This is a genomic window from Brucella sp. H1_1004, assembly GCF_047308065.1.
Classification (GTDB): Bacteria; Pseudomonadota; Alphaproteobacteria; order Rhizobiales; family Rhizobiaceae; genus Brucella; species Brucella pseudogrignonensis_B.
In genome coordinates, this window is the sequence record NZ_JAYKZA010000001.1 from 1,148,358 (window position 1) to 1,168,368 (window position 20,011).

A 20,011-nucleotide genomic window follows, 5' to 3' on the forward strand; every position below is an offset into this window, starting at 1 on the left:
CTGAGTCTCAAGTTGCGAGAAAGCGGATTCCCGCTGGGAGGAAATATGAAGACGGTTCGACTGACAGCGGCACAGGCTCTTGTGCGCTATATCGCCAACCAGATGACATCGGACGGTGAGCCCTTCATTGCAGGTGTCTGGGCTATTTTTGGCCACGGCAATGTGGCTGGGCTTGGCGAGGCACTGCATGGCATCCGTGACCAGCTTGTAACCTGGCGCGGTCACAATGAGCAAACGATGGCGCATGCAGCCATTGCCTATACCAAACAGCTCGGTCGCAAACGTGCTTGCGCTGTCACTTCCTCGATCGGACCCGGTGCAACCAACATGGTCACAGCAGCGGCACTCGCTCATGTGAACCGCCTGCCGGTGCTTTTCATTCCCGGCGATGTTTTTGCCAATCGCGGTCCCGACCCTGTATTGCAGCAAATCGAGGATTTCAATGACGGCACAATGACCGTCAATGACTGTTTTCGCCCCGTAAGCCGTTATTTTGATCGCATCACCCGCCCCGAGCAACTTCTGACTGCCCTGCCGCGCGCGTTCCGCACAATGACAGATCCTGCGGATTGCGGACCTGTAACGCTGTCTCTCTGTCAGGATGTGCAGGCCGAAGCCTATGACTGGCCGGAAGAGTTCTTCGCGCCAAAGGTTTGGCATTGGCGGCGACCGCCCGCCGATGAACACGAGCTGGCAACGGCAATCGCCGCGATTAAAGCTTCCAAGACACCGGTTATTGTTGCGGGCGGCGGCGTACATTATTCAGGCGCCCATGAAGCGCTGAAAAGCTTTGCTGAAAGCCACAACATTCCAGTTATCGAAACACAGGCAGGCAAGTCGGCTTTGCCGTGGGATCATGCGCTCAATTTTGGCCCGGTCGGCGTTACTGGTGCAGACAGTGCCAATGCTATTGCCGCAAGTGCCGATCTGGTTATTGGTGTTGGCACACGCTTTCAGGACTTCACCACCGGCTCGTGGGCACTGTTCAAACATTCGGGGCGAAAACTGCTCTCCCTCAACGTCCAACCCTATGACAGTCACAAACAAGGTTCCATCTCGCTCGTTGCGGATGCAAAGATTGGATTGGAGGCGCTTTCGCACGCTCTAAAAAGTTACAAACGCCCTTCCCTCGACAGCGGCCTCAAAGAGAAATGGTTTGAAGCGGCAGACCGTTTCACGGCTGCTCCCGGTGATGCCAACCAGCTTCCCACAGACATGCAGGTGATTGGCGCGGTTCAGCGCCAGTCGAAAGAAAATACCGTCGTCATGTGCGCGGCTGGAACCATGCCGGGTGAATTGCACCAGCTCTGGAAAGCCGGTCGCCCGATGTCCTATCACATGGAATATGGCTTCTCCTGCATGGGCTATGAGATCGCAGGCGGACTTGGCATCAAGATGGCGGAACCGGATCGCGACGTGATCGTGATGATCGGTGACGGCTCCTATATGATGGCCAATTCAGAGCTTGCGACCTCTGTGATGATGGGCATCAAGATCACAGTCGTGCTGACAGACAATCGCGGTTATGGCTGCATCAACCGTTTGCAAATGGCGACCGGCGGTGCCGAGTTCAACAATCTGCTCGACCACACAACCCATGTGAATGCATCGAATATCGACTTCGCAGCCCATGCAGGTGCGATGGGTGCCGATAGTAAGAAAGTCGGTTCTATCCGCGAACTGGAAGATGCGCTGGCAGAAGCGCGCAACAGCCCGCGCACCACAGTCATCGTCATCGATACCGATCCTTATCCGACGCCTGAAACCGGCGGCTGGTGGTGGGATGTGGCCGTGCCGGAAGTCTCGGACCGCGACCAAGTACGCGCCGCGCGTGAAAATTATGAAGCCCAGATCAAAGAAAGAAGCTAACCGATGATCCTCTATGGCACCAACCCGATTGCCTGGTCGAACGATGATGATCGCAGCCTTGGCGCGCATATAAGCCTTGATCAATGCCTTGATGAAGCTTCAAAAATCGGCTTCGATGGAATTGAAAAAGGTCATAAATTTCCGCAAGTTGCAGCGGAACTTAAAGCAGTACTCGAACCACGCAATCTGCGCTACGTTTCTGGCTGGCATTCGCTGAACCTCCTGACAAATTCCGTTGAGGATGAGAAGGCTGCAATGCAGCCGGCGCTTGATCTTCTGAACGCCATGGGATGCAAAGTCATCATCGTTTGCGAAACGTCGAACGCCATTCATGGCGACGATAGCAAGTCTCTATCCGAACGCCCGGTGCTGGAAGAAGAACGCTGGGCCGAGTTTGGCGCGGGCGTTGAAGCACTGGCCGAATATGCGAACGTACAGGGTATTGCGCTCGTCTATCATCATCACATGGGCACGATTGTTCAGAGCGAAGACGAGATCGACCTTCTGATGAAACATACCGGCCCACATGCCAAATTGCTGCTTGATACAGGTCATTGTCTGTTTGGCGGCGGTGATCCTGAACGCGTTGCAAAGAACCATATGGGGCGTGTTCGCCATATCCATGCCAAGAATGTACGCCCGGCTATAGCGGCACAGGTACGCGACCAGAGCCTTTCCTTTCTGGAAGGCGTGCGCCGCGGCGTATTCACTGTTCCCGGCGATCATGAAGGCGGTGTCGATTTTGTGCCAGTGCTTACGGTCGCAGCCCAGCATGGCTATCAGGGCTGGCTGGTGATTGAAGCTGAACAGGACCCTGATGTGCGCAATCCATTTGAATATCAGTCGCTGGGGCTGAAATCGCTCAAAGCATTTGCGCGCGAAGCAGGGTTAGACAAAGGAGACTGAGCTATGGCCAATCTGTTACGCAAACCGAGCGGCAAGCATGGCAAGGTGCATGACATCACGCCGGAAAGCGCCAATTGGGGCTATGTTGGCTTTGGCCTTTATCGTCTGAAAGCAGGTGAAACCGCAACCGAGAAAACCGGCGACCGGGAAGTCATTTTGGTGCTGGTCGAAGGCAAAGCAAAGCTCAAAGCCTCGGGAGAAGATTTCGGCGAAATGGGCGAGCGAATGAGCGTGTTTGAAAAACTCGCTCCGCATTGCCTCTATGTGCCTGCTGAGAGCGACTGGGATGCAGTGGCAACAACCGATTGCGTGCTTGCTGTCTGCACAGCACCGGGCAAACCGGGCCGTAAGGCGCAAAAACTCGGACCGGAAGGGCTGACGTTCGATACGCGTGGACAAGGTGCGAATACCCGCAACATTTTCAACATTGCCATGGAAGGCCGCGATGTCGCCGACAGCCTCTTGGTGACGGAAGTTTTCACGCCACAGGGCAACTGGTCATCCTACCCGCCGCACCGACATGATGAAGATAACTTTCCAGATATGACCTATCTGGAAGAAACCTATTATCATCGCCTAAACCCATCGCAGGGCTATGGTATTCAGCGGGTCTTTACCGAAGATGGCAGTCTCGATGAAACCATGGCCGTTTCTGACGGCGATGTCGTTCTGGTGCCAAAGGGACATCACCCATGCGGGGCGCCCTATGGTTATGAGATGTATTATCTCAACGTCATGGCCGGACCGATCCGCAAATGGCGATTTAAAAACCATCCCGATCACGACTGGATTTATAAGCGCGATAATCCATCAGCATAAAAAGAAAGCCCCGGATTTCCGGGGCTTTTTTCTTAGAGTTTTGCCACTTTTTTCAAATCGTCCACCGCACCGGGTGCAGCAACGAAAACCTTGCTGCCCTTGGTCAGTTGCGCGCCTTCCGTTGGAAATGGATGCGTATAGCCGCCTGCTTCGCGGACTAGACAAAAACCTGCCATGCAATCCCAAGCGTGCATATATGGCTCGTAATAGCCCACCAGACGCCCCGCTGCCACATAGGCAATCATTAGCGCGCCAGAGCCATTGCGAATGAATGTGCCGCCTGCTTCAAGCAAATCTTCAACGATCTTCGCAACCACCTGCGGCGTTACGTAATTATTGGCACCAATGCCCGTCACCGCGTTGCGAATTGTGCGCGTTTCATCAAGCGCAAGCTTTTTGCCATTCAGCGTTGCACCCTGCCCCTTGGCAGATGCATAAAGCTCATCAAAGCAAGGTGCCTGAATAACACCGATAACCGGCTCACCATCTTTCAGTACGGCAATGGAAACGCACCAGTTCGGCATTCCGTTCACAAAAGGGCTGGTGCCATCGATGGGATCAACCACCCATGTATAGCCTGAGGTGCCTGCATTCAGTCCATATTCTTCGCCCAGAAAGCCATCGTCGCTGAAAGCTGCCGATACGCGCTCATTGATCAGCTGTTCGACATTGCGGTCAGCAATGGACACCACATCCTGCGGATCGCGCTTGGTTTCAATCACCAGCGTCTCGCGGCGATTAAAATAATCAAGTGCCAGCGCACCAGCCTCGCGCGCAATGTCCTGCGCAAGCTTAAACCGTGTTTCAAGCTCTTTTGAAATGTCTGATGTCATGCTTGGTTTCCAGTCAGAGGGAATAAAGGCGCATGGTTCATGCGCTCAATTGTTGATGATGGCAAGGCCACGCGGCTTGAAATGGATAGCGACATCTGTTTGCGGCGGAAGTGCTTCTTCCACAGCAGGATCGACAATGAAAAGCTTGCCGTGTTCAGTCTCGATTTCATATTCGATATGATCACCGAGATAAGCGGAGTGGGCCACGCGTCCCGGAAAGTCTCCGCCACTCTGGGCTTGCAGACTCACCGCATTTGGGCGAACCGCCAGCTGTGCGGGTCCCGGCCTTGCATGTGATGATGCCAGTCGATGACTAAGCTTCCCGATACGAATGACAGCTTCTCCATTTTCTGCGCTGACGACTTCACAGGGCACTACATTGGCCTCCCCCATGAAGTCTGCAATGAAGGCGGATGCGGGAGACTCATATAGATCACGCGGACTGCCTTGCTGCGCTATATCGCCGTCTTTCATGACAATAATTGTATCAGACACAGCTAAAGCTTCGTCCTGATCATGGGTGACATAAACTGCAGTAAAACCAAGCCTTTGCTGAAGTTCTCTGATTTCCGTTCTCACACGGCGGCGCAGGCGCGCATCAAGATTGGAAAGCGGCTCATCAAGCAGCAGAACCTGTGGTTCAAGCACGAGTGCGCGGGCCACGGCCACACGCTGTTGCTGCCCACCTGAAAGCTCGGCCGGAAGGCGATGCCCCATACCGGCAAGGCCAACAAGCTTAAGCCCTTCTTCCGCCCGCTCACGCGCTTCCTTCTTCTTTAATCCGGAAGATTCAAGCCCATAAGCGACGTTGTCGAGCGAACTCATATGCGGAAACAGCGCGTAGGACTGAAACACCATGGACACATCGCGCTCATTGGCGGGCAGCATGGTCACATCCTTGCCGCCGATCAGAATCCGGCCAGATGTCGGATGTTCCAGCCCAGCAAGAAGGCGCAGGGTCGTGGTTTTGCCGCAACCCGAAGGACCAAGCAGCGTGACAAGCGTGCCGGGTTCCACTGTCAGGGACAAATCAGGCAGAGCGGTGAAATTACCGAACTTCTTGGTGACGTTTTGAAAGGTAACGGAGCCGGGACGGATCGTGGTCATGCGGCTTTCTCCTGTTGAACGGTTTTGATCGGCGAGAGCGTGGCAACGCGGTTTTCACGTCGCAACCGGCGCTCGCCGACAAGAAGCTGGAAGGTGACAATCACAACCACCATCACCAGAATGAGTGCCGACGAATAGGCAATCGCCACACCGAATTCGCCATTTTCGACGAGGCCGACGATATAGGAGGTCGCCATGTTATATTCCGCCGATACAAGGAAGATCACGGCACTGATCGACGTGATCGCGCGAACGAAGGAATAGACCAGAGACGCAGTAATCGCTGGTCGCAGCAGTGGCAGGATCACCTTACGGATCGTGCGGAAACTGCCAGCACGCAGCGTGAGCGATGCTTCATCAAGGCTTTTGTCGAGCTGACTCATGGCGGCGATACCACCGCGCACGCCAACCGGCATATTGCGGAACACAAAGCAGGCAATCAGGATCAGCGCCGTGCCGGTCATTTCAAGCGGTGGCAGATTGAAGGCCATAATATAACTGACACCAATGACCGTACCCGGAATGGCAAAGCTCAGCATCAGTGCAAATTCGAACACGTTGCGTCCGAAGAAGCGCTGCCGCACGATCAGATAAGCAGTAAGCAATCCGACTGCAGCAGTGAGCGGTGCCGAGATCAGTGATATTTCCATTGTCGTCCAGAACGAGTTCCAGGCAACACCTGTCCATGAAAAACCGCCATCTGTCCAACCCACAGAGAAAGCGCGCCGATAATGATCGAGTGTTAGCGAATTATCGAGACCCCATGTACGAACGAACCCGCCGATCAAGATCATCAGATAGACAACAACAGTGAAGATCATCCAAGGAATAACAAGGGCATAGACGCCGATCTTCAATCCTTTTGGCAGGCCAGCATGAATGCCGGAATCACCCTTTCCGGTGACGGTTGCAAAGTTTTTGCCAGACAGCCAAAGACGCTGGATGAGGAAGGCTGAAAGCGTGAAGCAGAGCAGCACAATCGCCAGAACAGCCGCGCGTGACGGATCGTTTTGCGCACCCACAACGGCAAAGAATATCTCCGTCGAAAGTACACCGTGACTACCGCCAAGCACCATCGGATTGCCGAAATCAGCCATGCTTTCGATGAAAGCAATCAGGAATGCATTGGCCAGCCCCGGCGCCATAAGCGGCAATGAAACACGGTTAAACGTCCGCCAGCGGTCGGCACGCAGGGTTTGCGATGCTTCTTCCATGGAAGGAGAAACACCTTCGACCACGCCGATCAGAACGAGGAAAGTGATCGGCGTGAAGGATAGCACCTGCGCGATCCAGATCCCTGTTAGACCATAAAGCCAGCGGCCCGGTTCAACGCCGAACAGATTGGAAATCTGTTCCGTCACAACGCCAGCGCGGCCAAACAGCAATGTCAGCGCCAGACCAATCACGAATGGTGGTGTGATGATCGGCAGCACTGTGAGAATGCGCAAGCCTTTCTTGAATGGAAAGCCTGTGCGGGTTGCAACGAGTGCGAAGGAAAGCCCAAGCACTGTCGAGCCGGTTGCCGTCATCAGCGCCAGCCAGAGCGTGCGCCACGCAACACCACAACGCCCCTCGCCGATCACACAGGCAAGGCTCCAGATTGAAGAATCCTGAACATTGCCGATAAAGCCGTCGGGATTGAAAGAGCCGTCAAAATTCTGCACAGATCCTGCGAACATGCTGAAGATCGGGTAGAATACAAAAACACTCACAAGAGCGACCAGCAGCGTGATCGAGGAAACGACAAAAGCGTCACCTTTCATCACACCGCGTTCTGCAAGCCCGAAGGAGAAGATCAGCAGAAAGCAAAGACCTGTGAGAACAGCACCGGCACCAAAAGCGGGTTGGCCGTCTGCAAGCTGACCGAAGAGCGTTTCGCTTACCATCCAGTTCCAGCCGGTAAAACCAATTGCCAGCCCTTGCAGCGCAAGGAATCCTGCTCCCAGAAGGCTAGCGCCGATTAGAACGGATGTTCGTTTTTCCGGCGTCATCGCAAAGCGTGCGAAGCCGCAGATGAGCATCAGTACCGCGACGACAGCCAGCCACGGGCGGCCATAAGCGAATATTTGCAGAATACCGGGACCGTTTTCGGCCTGACTGAAAAACCCTTCAATCCAGCTGAAACGGAAGAAACCTTGCTCGATGCGATACCAGGGCAGGATCAGAAACGCGACTAAAGCCAGCGTCAGAACCACATCAAGCCGTCGATTGTGTTGTCTCATAGCTATCCGCTTTTCTGCTCATTTTGCGCATTGCGGGCAAAGTCGACATATTTATCCTTCTCCCGCCGCAATCAGGCGGGAGGGGATAACGAAAATAGACCGCCAACCAGAGATAGGGCTCGTTTTAATTGGCCTTTGCGCCAATTTCCTTGTCCCAGCGCTCAAGGATTTCCTTGCGCTTGTTTGGCTCGCCATAGGTCTTAAAGTCATAGTCGATCAGCTTGATATCCTCGAAGCGTGGCGACTCTTTTGGAACTTCAGCATTCTTGTTGGATGGAATCTGGAAGGATTTTGCATCCTTCATCTTGGATTGCACTTCAGCACTCAACGCCCAGTCATACCATTTCTTGGCATTATCTAGATTGCGAGCGCCTTTGATGATCGACATGGAACCGATCTCATAGCCAGTGCCTTCGCAAGGCGCGATCGACTTGATAGGAAAACCTTCTGCCGTCATTGCAACTGCATCATGCATGAAAACGATGCCAATGCCGTTTTCACCACGCGCAGCCGACTTCACCGGGGCTGAACCAGACTTGGTATATTGGGACACATTTGCATTCAGCTTTGCCAGATATTCAAATGCCTTCTCCTCGCCCATCAGCTGAACGAGTGTGGCAAGCGCCGTATAGGCTGTACCAGACGAATTCGGGTTGGCCATCTGGATTTCACCCTTATAGGACGGATCAAGCAAATCCGCCCAGCAGGCGGGTTCTTTCAAATTCTTCTTCTTAAAAAGATCGGTGTTATAGCCCCATCCGAGTGCGCCAGCATAAACGCCGACAGTGCGGAAGTCCGAGCTTTCTGCCTGCTTTTTGGCCCAATCCTGTAATTGGTCAAGCATTGGCGATTTATACTCGAGCGTCAGCCCTTCGGAAGCAGCTTGCAAATGGGGATCGCCCGTACCTGCCCACCAAATATCGGTCTTGGGATTGCGCGCTTCGGCTCGAACCTTCGCATAGGTTTCGCCAGAAGACAGGCGTACCATATTCACCTTTATGTTGGTTTCTTTCTCGAAATTGTTCTTCATCTGCTCGCAGATTACGACGTCTGCCGAACATATAAGATTGAGATTGCCCGAAGCCTGTGCCGAAACTGCAAATGATGAAACGCCGGCGGCAAACGCCGCGATTGTAAGTGCCCAACGCATTGTTGTTCCTCCCTATGTTCAGCGCCTCCACGCTGCGGCTTTTCACAAGCCTTCGCATAGTCTTTGCCTTTTAGGCTTGTGTGTCAATGTGAATTTATAAATTTCATTCTATAAATTCTATAAACGGACTAATAATTCTGTTTTAATGGAAATGCGACTAACACGAACCAAAAAGGCGACCCAAAGGTCGCCTTTCTGACTAATCGAAGAAGATCGAAACACGCTCGAAGACGTGTCACCCGATTGCCATCAGGCTGGCATTGCCGCCTGCAGCCGTTGTGTTGATGGAGGTCGAAACCTCTTCAAGCAACCAGCTCAGGCAATAGCAATCAGCGCTCTTTGCAAGCTGCGCCGAAGTTGCTGCCTGTGTCAGCACAAGCGGGCCCGGAAGAGCTGCCAGCTTCTTGTTGATGTCGATCAGGCGTTCGCTCTCTCCTTCAACAAGCGCACCGGCGAAAGGCGCGTCTGCCTGCCAGTCCTTTGTCCAGACAACACGCGCAGCGACGCTTGAAGGCAAGTCCTTCAGAACATTACGCAAGCCTGAAGCCTCGTCGATGACCGCTTCGTTGCCAGTGGCCAGTGCCGCTGTCAGCTGACGATAGAGACCGGTTTCAGTTTGTGGAACAAGAAGAATGCGGCCCCGCGCATGAAGCGCATAGAGGTTGCGTTCGCCAACCGGGCCCGGAAGCTCGATATTCAAACCAAGTGCAGAAGTACTGCCGGTTTCACGAGCGGCTTGCGCCAGTTCGTTCATGCCGCGATTGCCAAGCCACTTTGCGAAATCGTTGAGCGCGGCATCAGTGTGAACAGAAGCCATGCGTGGCGGGATCGGCGCTGTTTCTACGAGGCGACCAAGATAGAGCGGACCGCCAGCCTTCGGACCCGTGCCGGACAGACCACGGCCACCAAAAGGCTGGACGCCAACAATCGCACCAATGACGTTGCGATTGATATAGATGTTACCAACGCGAATACGATCAGCAACGTGAGCAATCGTTTCATCAAGGCGCGTATGAAGACCAAAAGTCAGGCCATAGCCGGTTGCGTTGATGTCATCGATGAGGCTGTCCATGTCGTTACGCTTGTAGCGTACAACATGCAGAACCGGACCAAACACTTCACGCTTCAGATCGCGCAGACTGTCGATCTCGACGATGGTTGGCGCAACGAAAGTGCCCTTCCCTGTTTCAGGCCCAAGCGGAAGCTGCTCCACCTTACGACCCATATCGCGCATCGTCTGAACGTGCTTCTCGATGATGTCCTTGGCTTCAGCAGTAATTACAGCGCCAATATCGACTTTCAGCTGGTCGGTGCGGCCAATCGACAGTTCCTTGAGCGCGCCCTTGAGCATGGTCAGAATGCGATCAGCAACATCTTCCTGCAGGCAAAGAACGCGCAGAGCCGAACAACGCTGACCGGCGCTGTCAAAAGCCGAACCGATCACGTCGAACACGACCTGTTCGGCAAGAGCGGACGAATCCACGATCATGGCGTTCTGGCCGCCGGTTTCAGCAATCAGCGGGATCGGCTTGCCATTTGGCAGCAGACGTGACGCAAGCTGCGCCTGAATAAGACGTGCAACTTCCGTCGAGCCGGTGAACATTACACCACAGGTTTCCTGTGCTGCAACAAGGGCTGCACCAATGCGGCCATCGCCCGGCAGAAGCTGCAATGCGTCCGCAGGAATGCCAGCTTCATGCAGAATACGAACGCCCTGCGCTGCGATGAGTGGGGTTTCTTCCGCAGGCTTTGCCAGAACCGGATTGCCTGCAACAAGAGCTGCTGCAATCTGACCGGTGAAAATCGCCAGCGGGAAGTTCCATGGGCTGATACACACAATCGGACCAAGCGGCTTGTGCGCAACGCCCAGCGTGCGGCGGGTCTGTTCGGCATAATAACGCAGGAAGTCGATGGCTTCGCGCACTTCTGCAATCGCGTTTGGCATAGACTTGCCAGCTTCACGCATGATGAGACCGAGAAGCTCTGCCATTTCACGCTGCATGATATCGGCAGCGCGATCAAGGCAAGCTGCACGATCAGCAGGCGAAATTTTTGACCAGCTTGCTACAGCCTTTTGAGCTGCGTTCATCGCGCTTGCAACATCTTCGGCGGCGATTTCCGTAACCGTACCCACGACATCGGAATGATCGCCGGGGTTCAGAACCGGGCGGCTTTCACCCTTAACCTTGGCACCAGCAACCTGCGGTTCCGCAGTCCAGGCGCGCGTAGCATTGGCTTTGAGCGTTTCGCTCAGTTCTGCCAGCTGCTGTTCATTGGAAAGGTCGAAACCTGCCGAGTTTTTACGAATGCCATATAAATCTTCAGGCAAGCTGATCTGGTCATGACGCGCACCGACAACGGCCATCGATCGAACGACTTCCGCAGGATCGGCAATCAGTTCATCAACCGACACGCTCTTGTCGCCAATGCGATTGACGAAAGAAGAGTTCGCACCGTTTTCGAGCAGACGACGGACCAGATAGGCCAGCAGCGTTTCATGCGTACCAACCGGCGCATAAATACGAGCTGGACGACCCAGCTTCGATGCACCGACAACTTCATCATAAAGCGGCTCGCCCATGCCATGCAGGCACTGGAATTCATAAGAGCCCGTTTTGAAGTCCGGGCCTGCCAGATGATAGATCGTGGCAAGCGTCTGCGCATTATGCGTTGCAAACTGCGGGAAGATCACATCACGGGCGGCAAGCAATTTGCGGGCGCACGCAATGTAGGAAACGTCAGTATGAACCTTGCGGGTGTAGACCGGGAAATCTTCAAGGCCATCAACCTGCGCGCGCTTAATTTCAGCATCCCAGTAAGCGCCCTTGACGAGACGAACCATGACGCGACGATTGTTGCGGCGGGCAAGATCGATAATGAAATCAAGTACAAACGGGCATCGCTTGCCATAGGCCTGCACCACGAAGCCGATGCCTTCCCAATCAGCCAGATCAGGATCTTCAATCAAGCTCTGCAGAAGATCGAGCGAAAGCTCAAGACGGTCTGCTTCTTCAGCATCAATGTTGAGGCCAATATTGTACTTCTTGGAAAGGGCTGCGAGCGCCTTCACCTTTGGCAGAAGTTCGCCCATCACGCGTTCGCTCTGCGCGCGAACATAACGCGGATGCAGCGCCGAAAGCTTGATCGAAATGCCGGGACCATCATAAATGCCGCGGCCAGCGGAAGCGCGACCGATCGCATGGATCGCAGTCTCGTAATCCTTGTAATACCGTTCTGCGTCGGCAGCAGTCGTGGCTGCTTCACCGAGCATGTCGTAGGAATAACGGAATCCGCGCTCTTCAAGCGACTTTGCGCGCTTCAGTGCTTCATCGATAGTTTCGCCGGTAACGAACTGCTCACCCATCATGCGCATGGCCATATCCACGCCGCGGCGGATGACCGGCTCACCACAACGGGCGATCAGGCGCGTAAGCGCTGCCGAAAGACCGCTGTCATTGACGGTGTTGGTGAGCTTGCCGGTGACAACAAGACCCCAGGTTGCAGCATTAACGAATAGCGAACGACCGCCCCCAACATGCGACTTCCAATCGCCATTGGAAATCTTGTCGCGGATCAGCGCATCACGCGTTGCCATATCCGGAATGCGTAGCAGAGCTTCGGCAAGGCACATCAGTGCCACGCCTTCCTGGCTCGACAGCGAATATTCATGCACCAGACCTTCAACACCGGTTCCCTTGTGCTTGGCACGAAGGGCTTCAATCAGCTTGCGAGCAGTCTCTCTGATCTGCCTGGTTGTTTCTTCAGGCAGGGTTGCCTGCTGAACCAGCGCGGTCACGCATTCAGCTTCTGGCCGACGATAGGCATCGGTGATTGCTTTACGCAGCGGTGTCTGCGCGCGGATTGGCGGCGCAAAATTCTGGAATACAGGAGTAGCGTTGGCAGATAGTTTATCAGTCATGGTGCAGTGCTCGCAAAAACAGGCTCGGGCCCAGTTCAACTATGCTTTATATCGTTGCACACTATCATCAGCACAAATTGCATTCTGCCTTCATTTAATCCATATAAAGACAATTCGATCTTATTAAAGCGACTTCAAAAGGCAGTTTGAATGCGAAAGATAGACTCTGTAGACGATCTGGATCAGTTCGATCGCCGCATTCTGGAAGTGCTCAGCGATGATGGTCGCATTGCCATGACCGAGTTGTCAAAAAAGGTCGGCCTTTCCAAGACACCGTGTCAGGCACGCGTCAAACGATTGGTCGATGAAGGCTATATTATCGGCTTTCGCGCGGCGATTGATCCCGAAAAGCTTGGCCTTGATCATATCGCTTTTACGACCGTGAAATTATCGGACACGCGCGAAGCGGCCCTCACCGCCTTTAACGTTGCGGTACGCAAGATACGTGAAGTCGAAGAATGCCATATGATTGCAAGCTCTTTCGACTATCTGCTGAAAGTGCGAACGCCCAACATCCGGCGTTACCGCGAGGTGCTGGGCGAAAAAATCTCGAGCCTTCCGAATGTGGCAAGCACATCAACTTTTGTGGTGATGGAATCTGTCAAAGACAATCGCCCGGTTAGAGTCTATCCGGGCGCACTGTAGGTTTTATAGTGGTTGATCTGCCAGATAGCGCTCAAGTGTTCTGGCCGTTCCATCCTGCCATATGCGCTTAAGTGCCGCCGAGAACGCCTCGATATAGGCTTGATTGGTGGCCAATGCTCCGAAGATATCGGTCATTTCGAGCCAGCGTTTCGGTTCGTCTTTGGCAAGTAATGCCTGTTTTAACAGGCGATCCCACGACGGATCATTGGGTTCTATAACTGCACCGCTATCCGTTGTTCCATAGCAGTAGCGGCACCAGAGAGCGGACACCAGTGCGAGGCCGGTGATCGAACGCCCTTTGGCCAGGCGATCTGAAACGGTGGGCAGAATAAACTTCGGCTGACGGTTGGCACCGTCAAGGCACAGGCGGCGGATTGTGTCGCCGATCTTTGGATTGGCAAAACGCTTGTCGATAAGCAGGCGATAGTCTTCCAGAACCGTATTTGGAACGGGTGGTACTTCTGGAATGATTTCTTCCTCGGTGAGCTTTTCCAGATATTGACGGATCAGGGGATGTTCCATTGCTTCATGAACAAAATGGATGTCGAGAAGTCCTCCCGGATAGGCAATGGCCGCATGTCCGCCGTTGAGGATACGGATTTTCATTAGTTCATAGGCGTCGACCTGATCGGAGAAGGTCACACCGACTTTTTGCAGCCGTGGGCGCCCGGTCGGGAATTTATCTTCGACCACCCACTGTTTGAAACCCTCACAGAAGACCGGCCAGCCATCTTCAACTTCAAACTCCTTAAGCGCAATATCGCGTTCGCGCGCACCGGTCGCCGGTGTGATGCGATCAACCATTGAATTGGGAAACGCAACATTGGCGGCAATCCAATCAGCAAATTTCGGATCACTAAGCTTCGCGAGACCAACGACAGCATCTTCGGTAACATGGCCATTGCCGGGAATATTATCGCAGGACATGATCGTGAATGGCTCAACTTCGGCTTGCTTGCGTAGTTTCAGCGCCTGCACGATAAGGCCGAAGACAGTATTCGGCTTGTCGGGATGAACGCTGTCATAGACAATATCCGGATGCGCAGGATCAAAATGCTGGCTTGCCGGATTGATGTAATAACCGCCTTCAGTAATCGTCATCGACACGATGCGGATATCCGGTGATGTAAGATAGGTTAGCAAGGCCTTCCGGCCCTCATCCGTCGATATAGTCACGTAATCGATCATCGATGCCGTTATACGCGCGATGGAATAATCAGCTTCCTGCTCGACAACTGTTGTCAGCCAATCCTGAGCTTTCAGCGTGTCGCGCATGGCGTCATCGCTCGCACGTACGCCTGCGCCGACCAAAGCCCAGTCGTGATCAAGCCCCAGACCAAACAGGTCATCAAGATAAACAGCCTGATGCGCACGATGGAAGTTACCGATGCCAAAATGCACGATTCCGGGCGTCAGCGCCTCCAGGTCATAACCAGGCTTATCAAGTTTGTTGAAGCTCTTAAGCGTTGCGCGGGACAGCTTGGTCATGACTTACAATCCTCCTCATGAATCCAGACAACCCAGCCTATGGTTTGATATTGCAGTGGGCAATATCTCTTTATAAGTATCGTACATACAAATAAAAATGGCGGGCAAGGCCCGCCATTTCGATCAAATTTATAGTACTTAGTTCAAGCCAAGCGTGCCACGCAGTGTCGAGAGGTCTTCCGCCAGCGTGTTGATCGCGCCAGCCATAACCTTACGGTCTTCTTCTGTCAGCTTGTCATACAATTCATAGCCATCGCCCTTCTTGTACTTAACAAGAATGTCGTTGACGGTTTTGAAATTGGCATCCGACTTCTTCAGAAGCTCCGGATTTTCCTTTTCAATCAGCGGACGGAAGAGTTCGACGATCTTCTGTGAACCATCAACATTAGCCTGGAAATCCCAGATATCCGTGTGGCTGTAACGGTCTTCTTCACCGGAAATCTTGGTTGCAGCCACTTCTTCCATAAGCGCTGCTGCACCGCCGACAACCTTTTCAGGCGGGAAGGTCATGTCTTTGATGCGCTTCTGAAGCTCGACAACATCTGCGTACAGCTTATCAGCATATTTATCGAGACCTTCGGTCGAATTCTGGTCGAACAGACCATATTCGAGGCGATGGAAGCCGGTAAAGTCGTCTGACTTTTCCGCGTCTTCGTGATCGTCTGCACGGCTATCGATCGATGCGTCAAGATCAGCAAAGAGTTCAGCAATCGGCTCGATTCTTTCATAAGAAACGCGTGTCGAAGGATAAAGCTCTTTCGCCTTCGCCAGATCACCAGCCTTGATTGCGTCGGTGAAAGCCTTGGTGTCTTTCACGAGAACATCAAGGTTGTCCTGAACATAGATCTTATAGTCAGCAATTGGCTGAACGAGATCGAGTGGGGAAACTTCAGCTTTTGCAACGCCAAAGCTAAGAGAAAGAGCGACGACACAAGCCGACGCGAGCAGTGGCAGACGATATTTCATAGTTACCTCTCCTTGGTGATAAGACCTTCACCCACGCGCATTCTGCGGCCCACTCGCCTGCAAAAGAGCACTTGCATAAAAGTCATTCTGATCTTTCACGCCGGGTAGCGTGAAGAAATAACCGCCGCCGATTGGCTTGATATACTCTTCCAGAGGCTCGCCATCGAGGCGCTTCTGAACAGTGATAAAGCCCTTTTCCAGATCGGCCTGATAAGCGATGAACAGCAGTCCCATATCGAGCTGTCCAGCTTTTGTGACACCATTGGAATAGTTAAACGGACGGCGCAAAATCAGATGTTGCTCGGCATTGGCATCGCGTGGATTGGCCAGCCGAATGTGCGAATCCATTGGCGTGATCTTGCCTTCCGGATCTTTGGAATAGTCAGGCACATCAGCTTCGGTTTTACCATCGAATGGCGCACCGCTATCCTTGTGACGGCCAAAAATTGTCTGCTGTTCCTGCAGCGGTGTGCGATCCCAGCGTTCAACAAAATTGCGGATAATACGCACGGCCATGTAACTGCCATTCACAGCCCATTCTGGTTCATCCTTATCGGGCTGAATCCACACGATGCGATCCATCAAGGCTTTATCTGCTGCATCCGGATTGGCAGATCCATCGCGGAAGCCGAGGAAGTTACGTGCGCTTTCTTTGGCTTTCGGCGAATGCGGCGGCTGCACAGGCACAGAGCCTTCCTGCTTCCAACGGATCATCAGCAGGTCTGGCATATTCTTCACGATGTCGCGCAAGGCGTGAATATTGGTATCTGCCGTATTCGAACAGAATTGAATGACCAAATCACCGTGGCAGAGATCTTTCTGCAGTGCATCATTGGGAAACGCTGTCATGCGCTGCAATTGCTTTGGCTTATGCGGCTTTAAGCCAAACCGATCATCGAACAGCGAATTGCCCAAGCCAACCGTTATTGTCAGGTTATCTGGCGTCACATGCGGCCCGAGAATGCCGGAATCCGACGGCGGAAATTTAGGATCAAGTTCAGGCGGCACGCCACCTTTCATAAGGAAGGCTGTCCGCTCCGTGAGGAGCTTGAACATGCGCTCAAGATCGGCACGGTCACGCGCCAACACATCAAAAGCTGCGACAAGTCCTGTTGCCGGACGAGGCGTTACAATACCCGGCTGGTGAATACCATAAAATGGCTGCGCCTCATGCAGCTTGTCGCTCTCAGGCGCATTGGTCACGCTTTCGGACGATAGCGCGTTGTTCGACGAGCGCGCACTGGCTGCCGAAGATGCCAACACACCTGCAACACTTGCCGCACCAGCACCAAGCAAAAGTGCGCGGCGCTCTGGCGATATCGGATTGTCTTTTCCATTATCTTTTTTGAAAAATTTCTTTGTCATTAATCCACTCCCAATTGATCGCGGAGTTTTGAAAACTGTTCGGCAAGAGCAGTTGCGCCATCCTTGATTTTCGCCTTCTCGTCAGCAGAAAGTGTGTCATATGCCTTGCCATTCTGCGCACTTAGCATCGCCTTCACGGCAGACACCTGAGCATCAATCCCTTCAAATGCCTTGGGATCGACTTTGACAACGATCGGACGCAATACGTCGGCTGTCTTGGCCGAGCCCTCAACAAGCCCTGCAAATACCTGTAAATCCGTATGTGCGTAACGATCATCGCCTGCGTCAGCAGCGGTGGATGCAAAGCGGTTGATTGCCGATGCTGTGCCCGCCAGCATGCGATCAGGTGAGATGCGCAACGCGCGAATACGATCTTTCAGGCCAGCCGCGTCCGTCACAAGCTTGGCTGCAACAGGCTGAAGTCCGTCAAGCGACTTCTGCTCAAACAAACCATATTCAAGGCGATGCAAACCGCCAAATGCTGGATCCTGCTCGCGTTTTTCAAAGAAATCAGCGCGCGCATTGATTGCCGTATCAAGATCAGAAAGTGCTTCTGAAACCGGAGCAATACGAGCATAGGCTTCGCGTGCTGGCGCGTAAGCGACCTGTGCAGCTTCCAGATTACCACTTGATATAGCATCCGAAAGGACGCCGACCGCCTTCTGGAATTCCGCCACTTCTGTTGCAAGATAAATCTGATATTCAGCCAATGCGCCAAGGAAAGCGGTCAGCGGCATCTTACCCTTTTCGGCTTCGCTGCTTGCCGATGGCGTCACAATCAACTTTCCGCGCGGATTGGAAAGAAGGCCGCATGTAATCTGATACTCGCCCGGAGAAAGCTTGGCAGAAAGTGTTTGCTTAAAGCCCGGCGCAATGTTTTCGCGCTCTTCGAGAACCATCACGCCGTCGAGAATTTCCCACTCGACCGAGCGGTCAGACTTGTTCACGATTTCAAAAACAGTACGTCCAGCAGGCACTGTCAGCTCATTCGGCTCGCAGCTCTTGGCGTTAATAACAACCTGGACCTTATCGTCACCATCCGCGTGACGTGATTTATCTGACACCTTGGATGCGTAATAAAAAGCAGCCCCTGCCGCTAGCACCAGCAGAATGGCCAGCACCAGAACCGCTCGCACGAGGTTGCGGGAGAATGGTGCAGCAGGTTTTGGGCTTTGCGGCTTAGTCATGGAAAATCTCTTCGATTAAACTGTGTGCTTCGCGGCTGCGCTCTGCGCAGGTGCGAAAGATGGGATCAGGAAAATAATGAGCGCAGGCACAAGGAAGCCGAGATAGGCAACCACTTCGCTAACCGTCGGCGTTGCGATATAACCGAAGATACCAGCCAGAACGGAGCCAAGCGTGCTGTCGAGCGGCAGAATTTCGCTTGTATCGAAAACGACCGTCTGGAAATGATTCCAGATACCGGCTTCATGCAGCGCCATGACAGAATTTGCGAGAATGCCGGCTGCGATAATCAGGATGAAAACACCCGTCCAGCGGAAGAAGCGGCGCAGATTGAGTTTCAGGCCACCACGATAGATGCCATAACCAACCAGAGCGGCAAGCAGAACACCGAGCAATGCGCCAAGCGGTGCTGCGCCACCTTCGCTCTGCTGAAATGCGGCGAGCAGGAAGAAGACCGACTCAAGCCCCTCACGGGCTACAGCAAAGAATACCATCAGGATCAGGCCGAAACCCTTATGCGTTGGTGTTTCAAAAGCCGCATCAATCGAATGATGCAGTTCCGCTTTTATGGAGCGGGCGGCCTTCCGCATCCAGAACACCATGGAAGTCAGCACGAAAACTGCTATGAGCCCGATAATGGCCTCAAAAAGCTCCTGCGCCTTCTGCGGAAATTCTGCACTTACGAGCTGGAGAATTGCACCAACTGCCAATGACATCGCTAAGGCCAGCAGAACGCCAATCCAGACAACCGGCATCCAGGCGCCGCGCCCAGTCTGATGGAGATAGCTCGCGATAATACCAACGATCAGCGCAGCTTCCACGCCTTCACGGAACATAATGAGAAATGGCACGAGCATTAACAAACAATCCAGTACACTTGAAACCGCCTGAGAAACACTCTCATACAGTGAGCAGAACATTGCCCGACTTCATCTCTTGAAGGGAATCGTTCTGAATCCTTATCCTGCTGCATTCGATTTTTACGAAACGCCAAACTCTTTAGCCAGGAGTGCAATGAAGCCCCCGACACGACTTGTCAGGCTACCGTTAATCACTACTCTTTTATAACTCTGCATGTCGCCCTGCAACAGAAATGAACATGAGCTCCACGGTAATGTTTTAGAATTATTCTAATGATTTCATAGATTTATGTAGCATTTAATAGGATAGCTAATGAAAGACGTCGCCGTGTAAACAGCGATTTTCATAGCTATCTTACGGAAATATAATCAGTTTTGATCTGTCTGACAGATCGAAAAATCACAACACGTCGGCGGACAGGATGTTGGGGAAATTTCACTTCATTGTGAAAAGTTTCAGAATTTTCCGAAATGGTCAAAAATTTCATCTTTTAGGGGTTGAAGAATAGTTGCAACAGGTCCATATGACAGGTGCTTACCGCTTGCGCCTCCTCCCATTGCGCGCGGTAAGTGTTCCCCTCTGGAGGTTTGCCTTTATGGCACCTTCATAACTTAGCCGGACTTTTTAGTCCGGCTCTTTTTTTGCCTGAATTTCAGTAAGTTAGAACTAAAACAAA

Annotated in this window: 14 protein-coding genes; 4 read left to right on the forward strand and 10 right to left on the reverse strand. The window is 53.0% G+C overall.

All coding sequences use genetic code 11. The features are described from left to right. The first annotated feature begins 45 nt into the window (after window positions 1–45). Genes iolD through iolB form a run of 3 tightly spaced genes read left to right on the forward strand, consistent with a single transcriptional unit; the run spans window position 46 to window position 3,594 of the window. Window positions 46–1,869: a 3D-(3,5/4)-trihydroxycyclohexane-1,2-dione acylhydrolase (decyclizing) gene (gene iolD, locus U2P60_RS05545; RefSeq protein ID WP_413571706.1), complete on the forward strand. Its 1,824-nt coding sequence runs from the start codon at window positions 46–48 to the stop codon at window positions 1,867–1,869. A gap of 3 nt (window positions 1,870–1,872) precedes the next feature. Then, window positions 1,873–2,775: a myo-inosose-2 dehydratase gene (gene iolE / locus U2P60_RS05550; RefSeq protein ID WP_413571709.1), complete on the forward strand. Its 903-nt coding sequence runs from the start codon at window positions 1,873–1,875 to the stop codon at window positions 2,773–2,775. Window positions 2,776–2,778: 3 nt separating this feature from the next. Then, on the forward strand, window positions 2,779–3,594 hold the full coding sequence (gene iolB / locus U2P60_RS05555; RefSeq protein WP_007879514.1) for a 5-deoxy-glucuronate isomerase: 816 nt from the start codon (window positions 2,779–2,781) through the stop codon (window positions 3,592–3,594). A 32-nt stretch (window positions 3,595–3,626) separates the two neighbouring features. Here iolB and U2P60_RS05560 read toward each other — a convergent pair whose 3' ends face one another. From U2P60_RS05560 to putA, 5 genes are all read right to left on the reverse strand, one after another. Next, window positions 3,627–4,427, reverse strand: a complete 801-nt coding sequence (locus U2P60_RS05560) for an inositol monophosphatase family protein (protein ID WP_413571710.1) — start codon at window positions 4,425–4,427, stop codon at window positions 3,627–3,629. A 45-nt stretch (window positions 4,428–4,472) separates the two neighbouring features. Continuing rightward, complete coding sequence (locus U2P60_RS05565) at window positions 4,473–5,534, reverse strand: ABC transporter ATP-binding protein (RefSeq protein ID WP_064321822.1); 1,062 nt, start codon at window positions 5,532–5,534, stop codon at window positions 4,473–4,475. Next, entirely contained in the window at window positions 5,531–7,756 is a 2,226-nt protein-coding gene (locus U2P60_RS05570; protein WP_413571711.1) for an ABC transporter permease, read from the reverse strand. The genes U2P60_RS05565 and U2P60_RS05570 overlap by 4 nt, the downstream gene beginning before the upstream one ends. A 124-nt stretch (window positions 7,757–7,880) precedes the next feature. Continuing rightward, on the reverse strand, window positions 7,881–8,906 hold the full coding sequence (locus tag U2P60_RS05575) for an ABC transporter substrate-binding protein (protein ID WP_313829646.1): 1,026 nt from the start codon (window positions 8,904–8,906) through the stop codon (window positions 7,881–7,883). Between the two features lie 235 nt (window positions 8,907–9,141). After that, the gene (gene putA / locus U2P60_RS05580; RefSeq protein ID WP_413571714.1) at window positions 9,142–12,825 is read right to left on the reverse strand and encodes a trifunctional transcriptional regulator/proline dehydrogenase/L-glutamate gamma-semialdehyde dehydrogenase; all 3,684 of its coding nucleotides are present in this window, start codon (window positions 12,823–12,825) and stop codon (window positions 9,142–9,144) included. 150 nt (window positions 12,826–12,975) lie between these two features. On the opposite strand from putA, the gene U2P60_RS05585 reads away from it, so the two are divergent. Further along, window positions 12,976–13,470: an Lrp/AsnC family transcriptional regulator gene (locus U2P60_RS05585; RefSeq protein WP_007879523.1), complete on the forward strand. Its 495-nt coding sequence runs from the start codon at window positions 12,976–12,978 to the stop codon at window positions 13,468–13,470. 3 nt (window positions 13,471–13,473) lie between these two features. Here U2P60_RS05585 and U2P60_RS05590 read toward each other — a convergent pair whose 3' ends face one another. From U2P60_RS05590 to efeU, 5 genes are all read right to left on the reverse strand, one after another. Beyond that, window positions 13,474–14,958, reverse strand: coding sequence for a mannitol dehydrogenase family protein (locus U2P60_RS05590; protein ID WP_413571716.1), 1,485 nt, complete (start codon window positions 14,956–14,958; stop codon window positions 13,474–13,476). A 138-nt stretch (window positions 14,959–15,096) separates the two neighbouring features. After that, a complete protein-coding gene (efeO, locus tag U2P60_RS05595; RefSeq protein WP_313829650.1) occupies window positions 15,097–15,924 on the reverse strand; it encodes an iron uptake system protein EfeO in 828 nt (275 codons plus the stop codon). Window positions 15,925–15,951: 27 nt separating this feature from the next. Further along, window positions 15,952–17,289 (reverse strand): iron uptake transporter deferrochelatase/peroxidase subunit, encoded by a 1,338-nt coding sequence (gene efeB, locus U2P60_RS05600; RefSeq protein ID WP_413571717.1) that lies wholly within the window; start codon window positions 17,287–17,289, stop codon window positions 15,952–15,954. Beyond that, window positions 17,289–18,476: an iron uptake system protein EfeO gene (gene efeO / locus U2P60_RS05605; RefSeq protein WP_413571719.1), complete on the reverse strand. Its 1,188-nt coding sequence runs from the start codon at window positions 18,474–18,476 to the stop codon at window positions 17,289–17,291. Before efeO (U2P60_RS05605) ends, efeB begins: the two co-directional genes overlap by 1 nt. A 15-nt stretch (window positions 18,477–18,491) precedes the next feature. Next, complete coding sequence (gene efeU / locus U2P60_RS05610) at window positions 18,492–19,331, reverse strand: iron uptake transporter permease EfeU (RefSeq protein WP_413571721.1); 840 nt, start codon at window positions 19,329–19,331, stop codon at window positions 18,492–18,494. Between the last annotated feature and the right edge of the window lie 680 nt (window positions 19,332–20,011).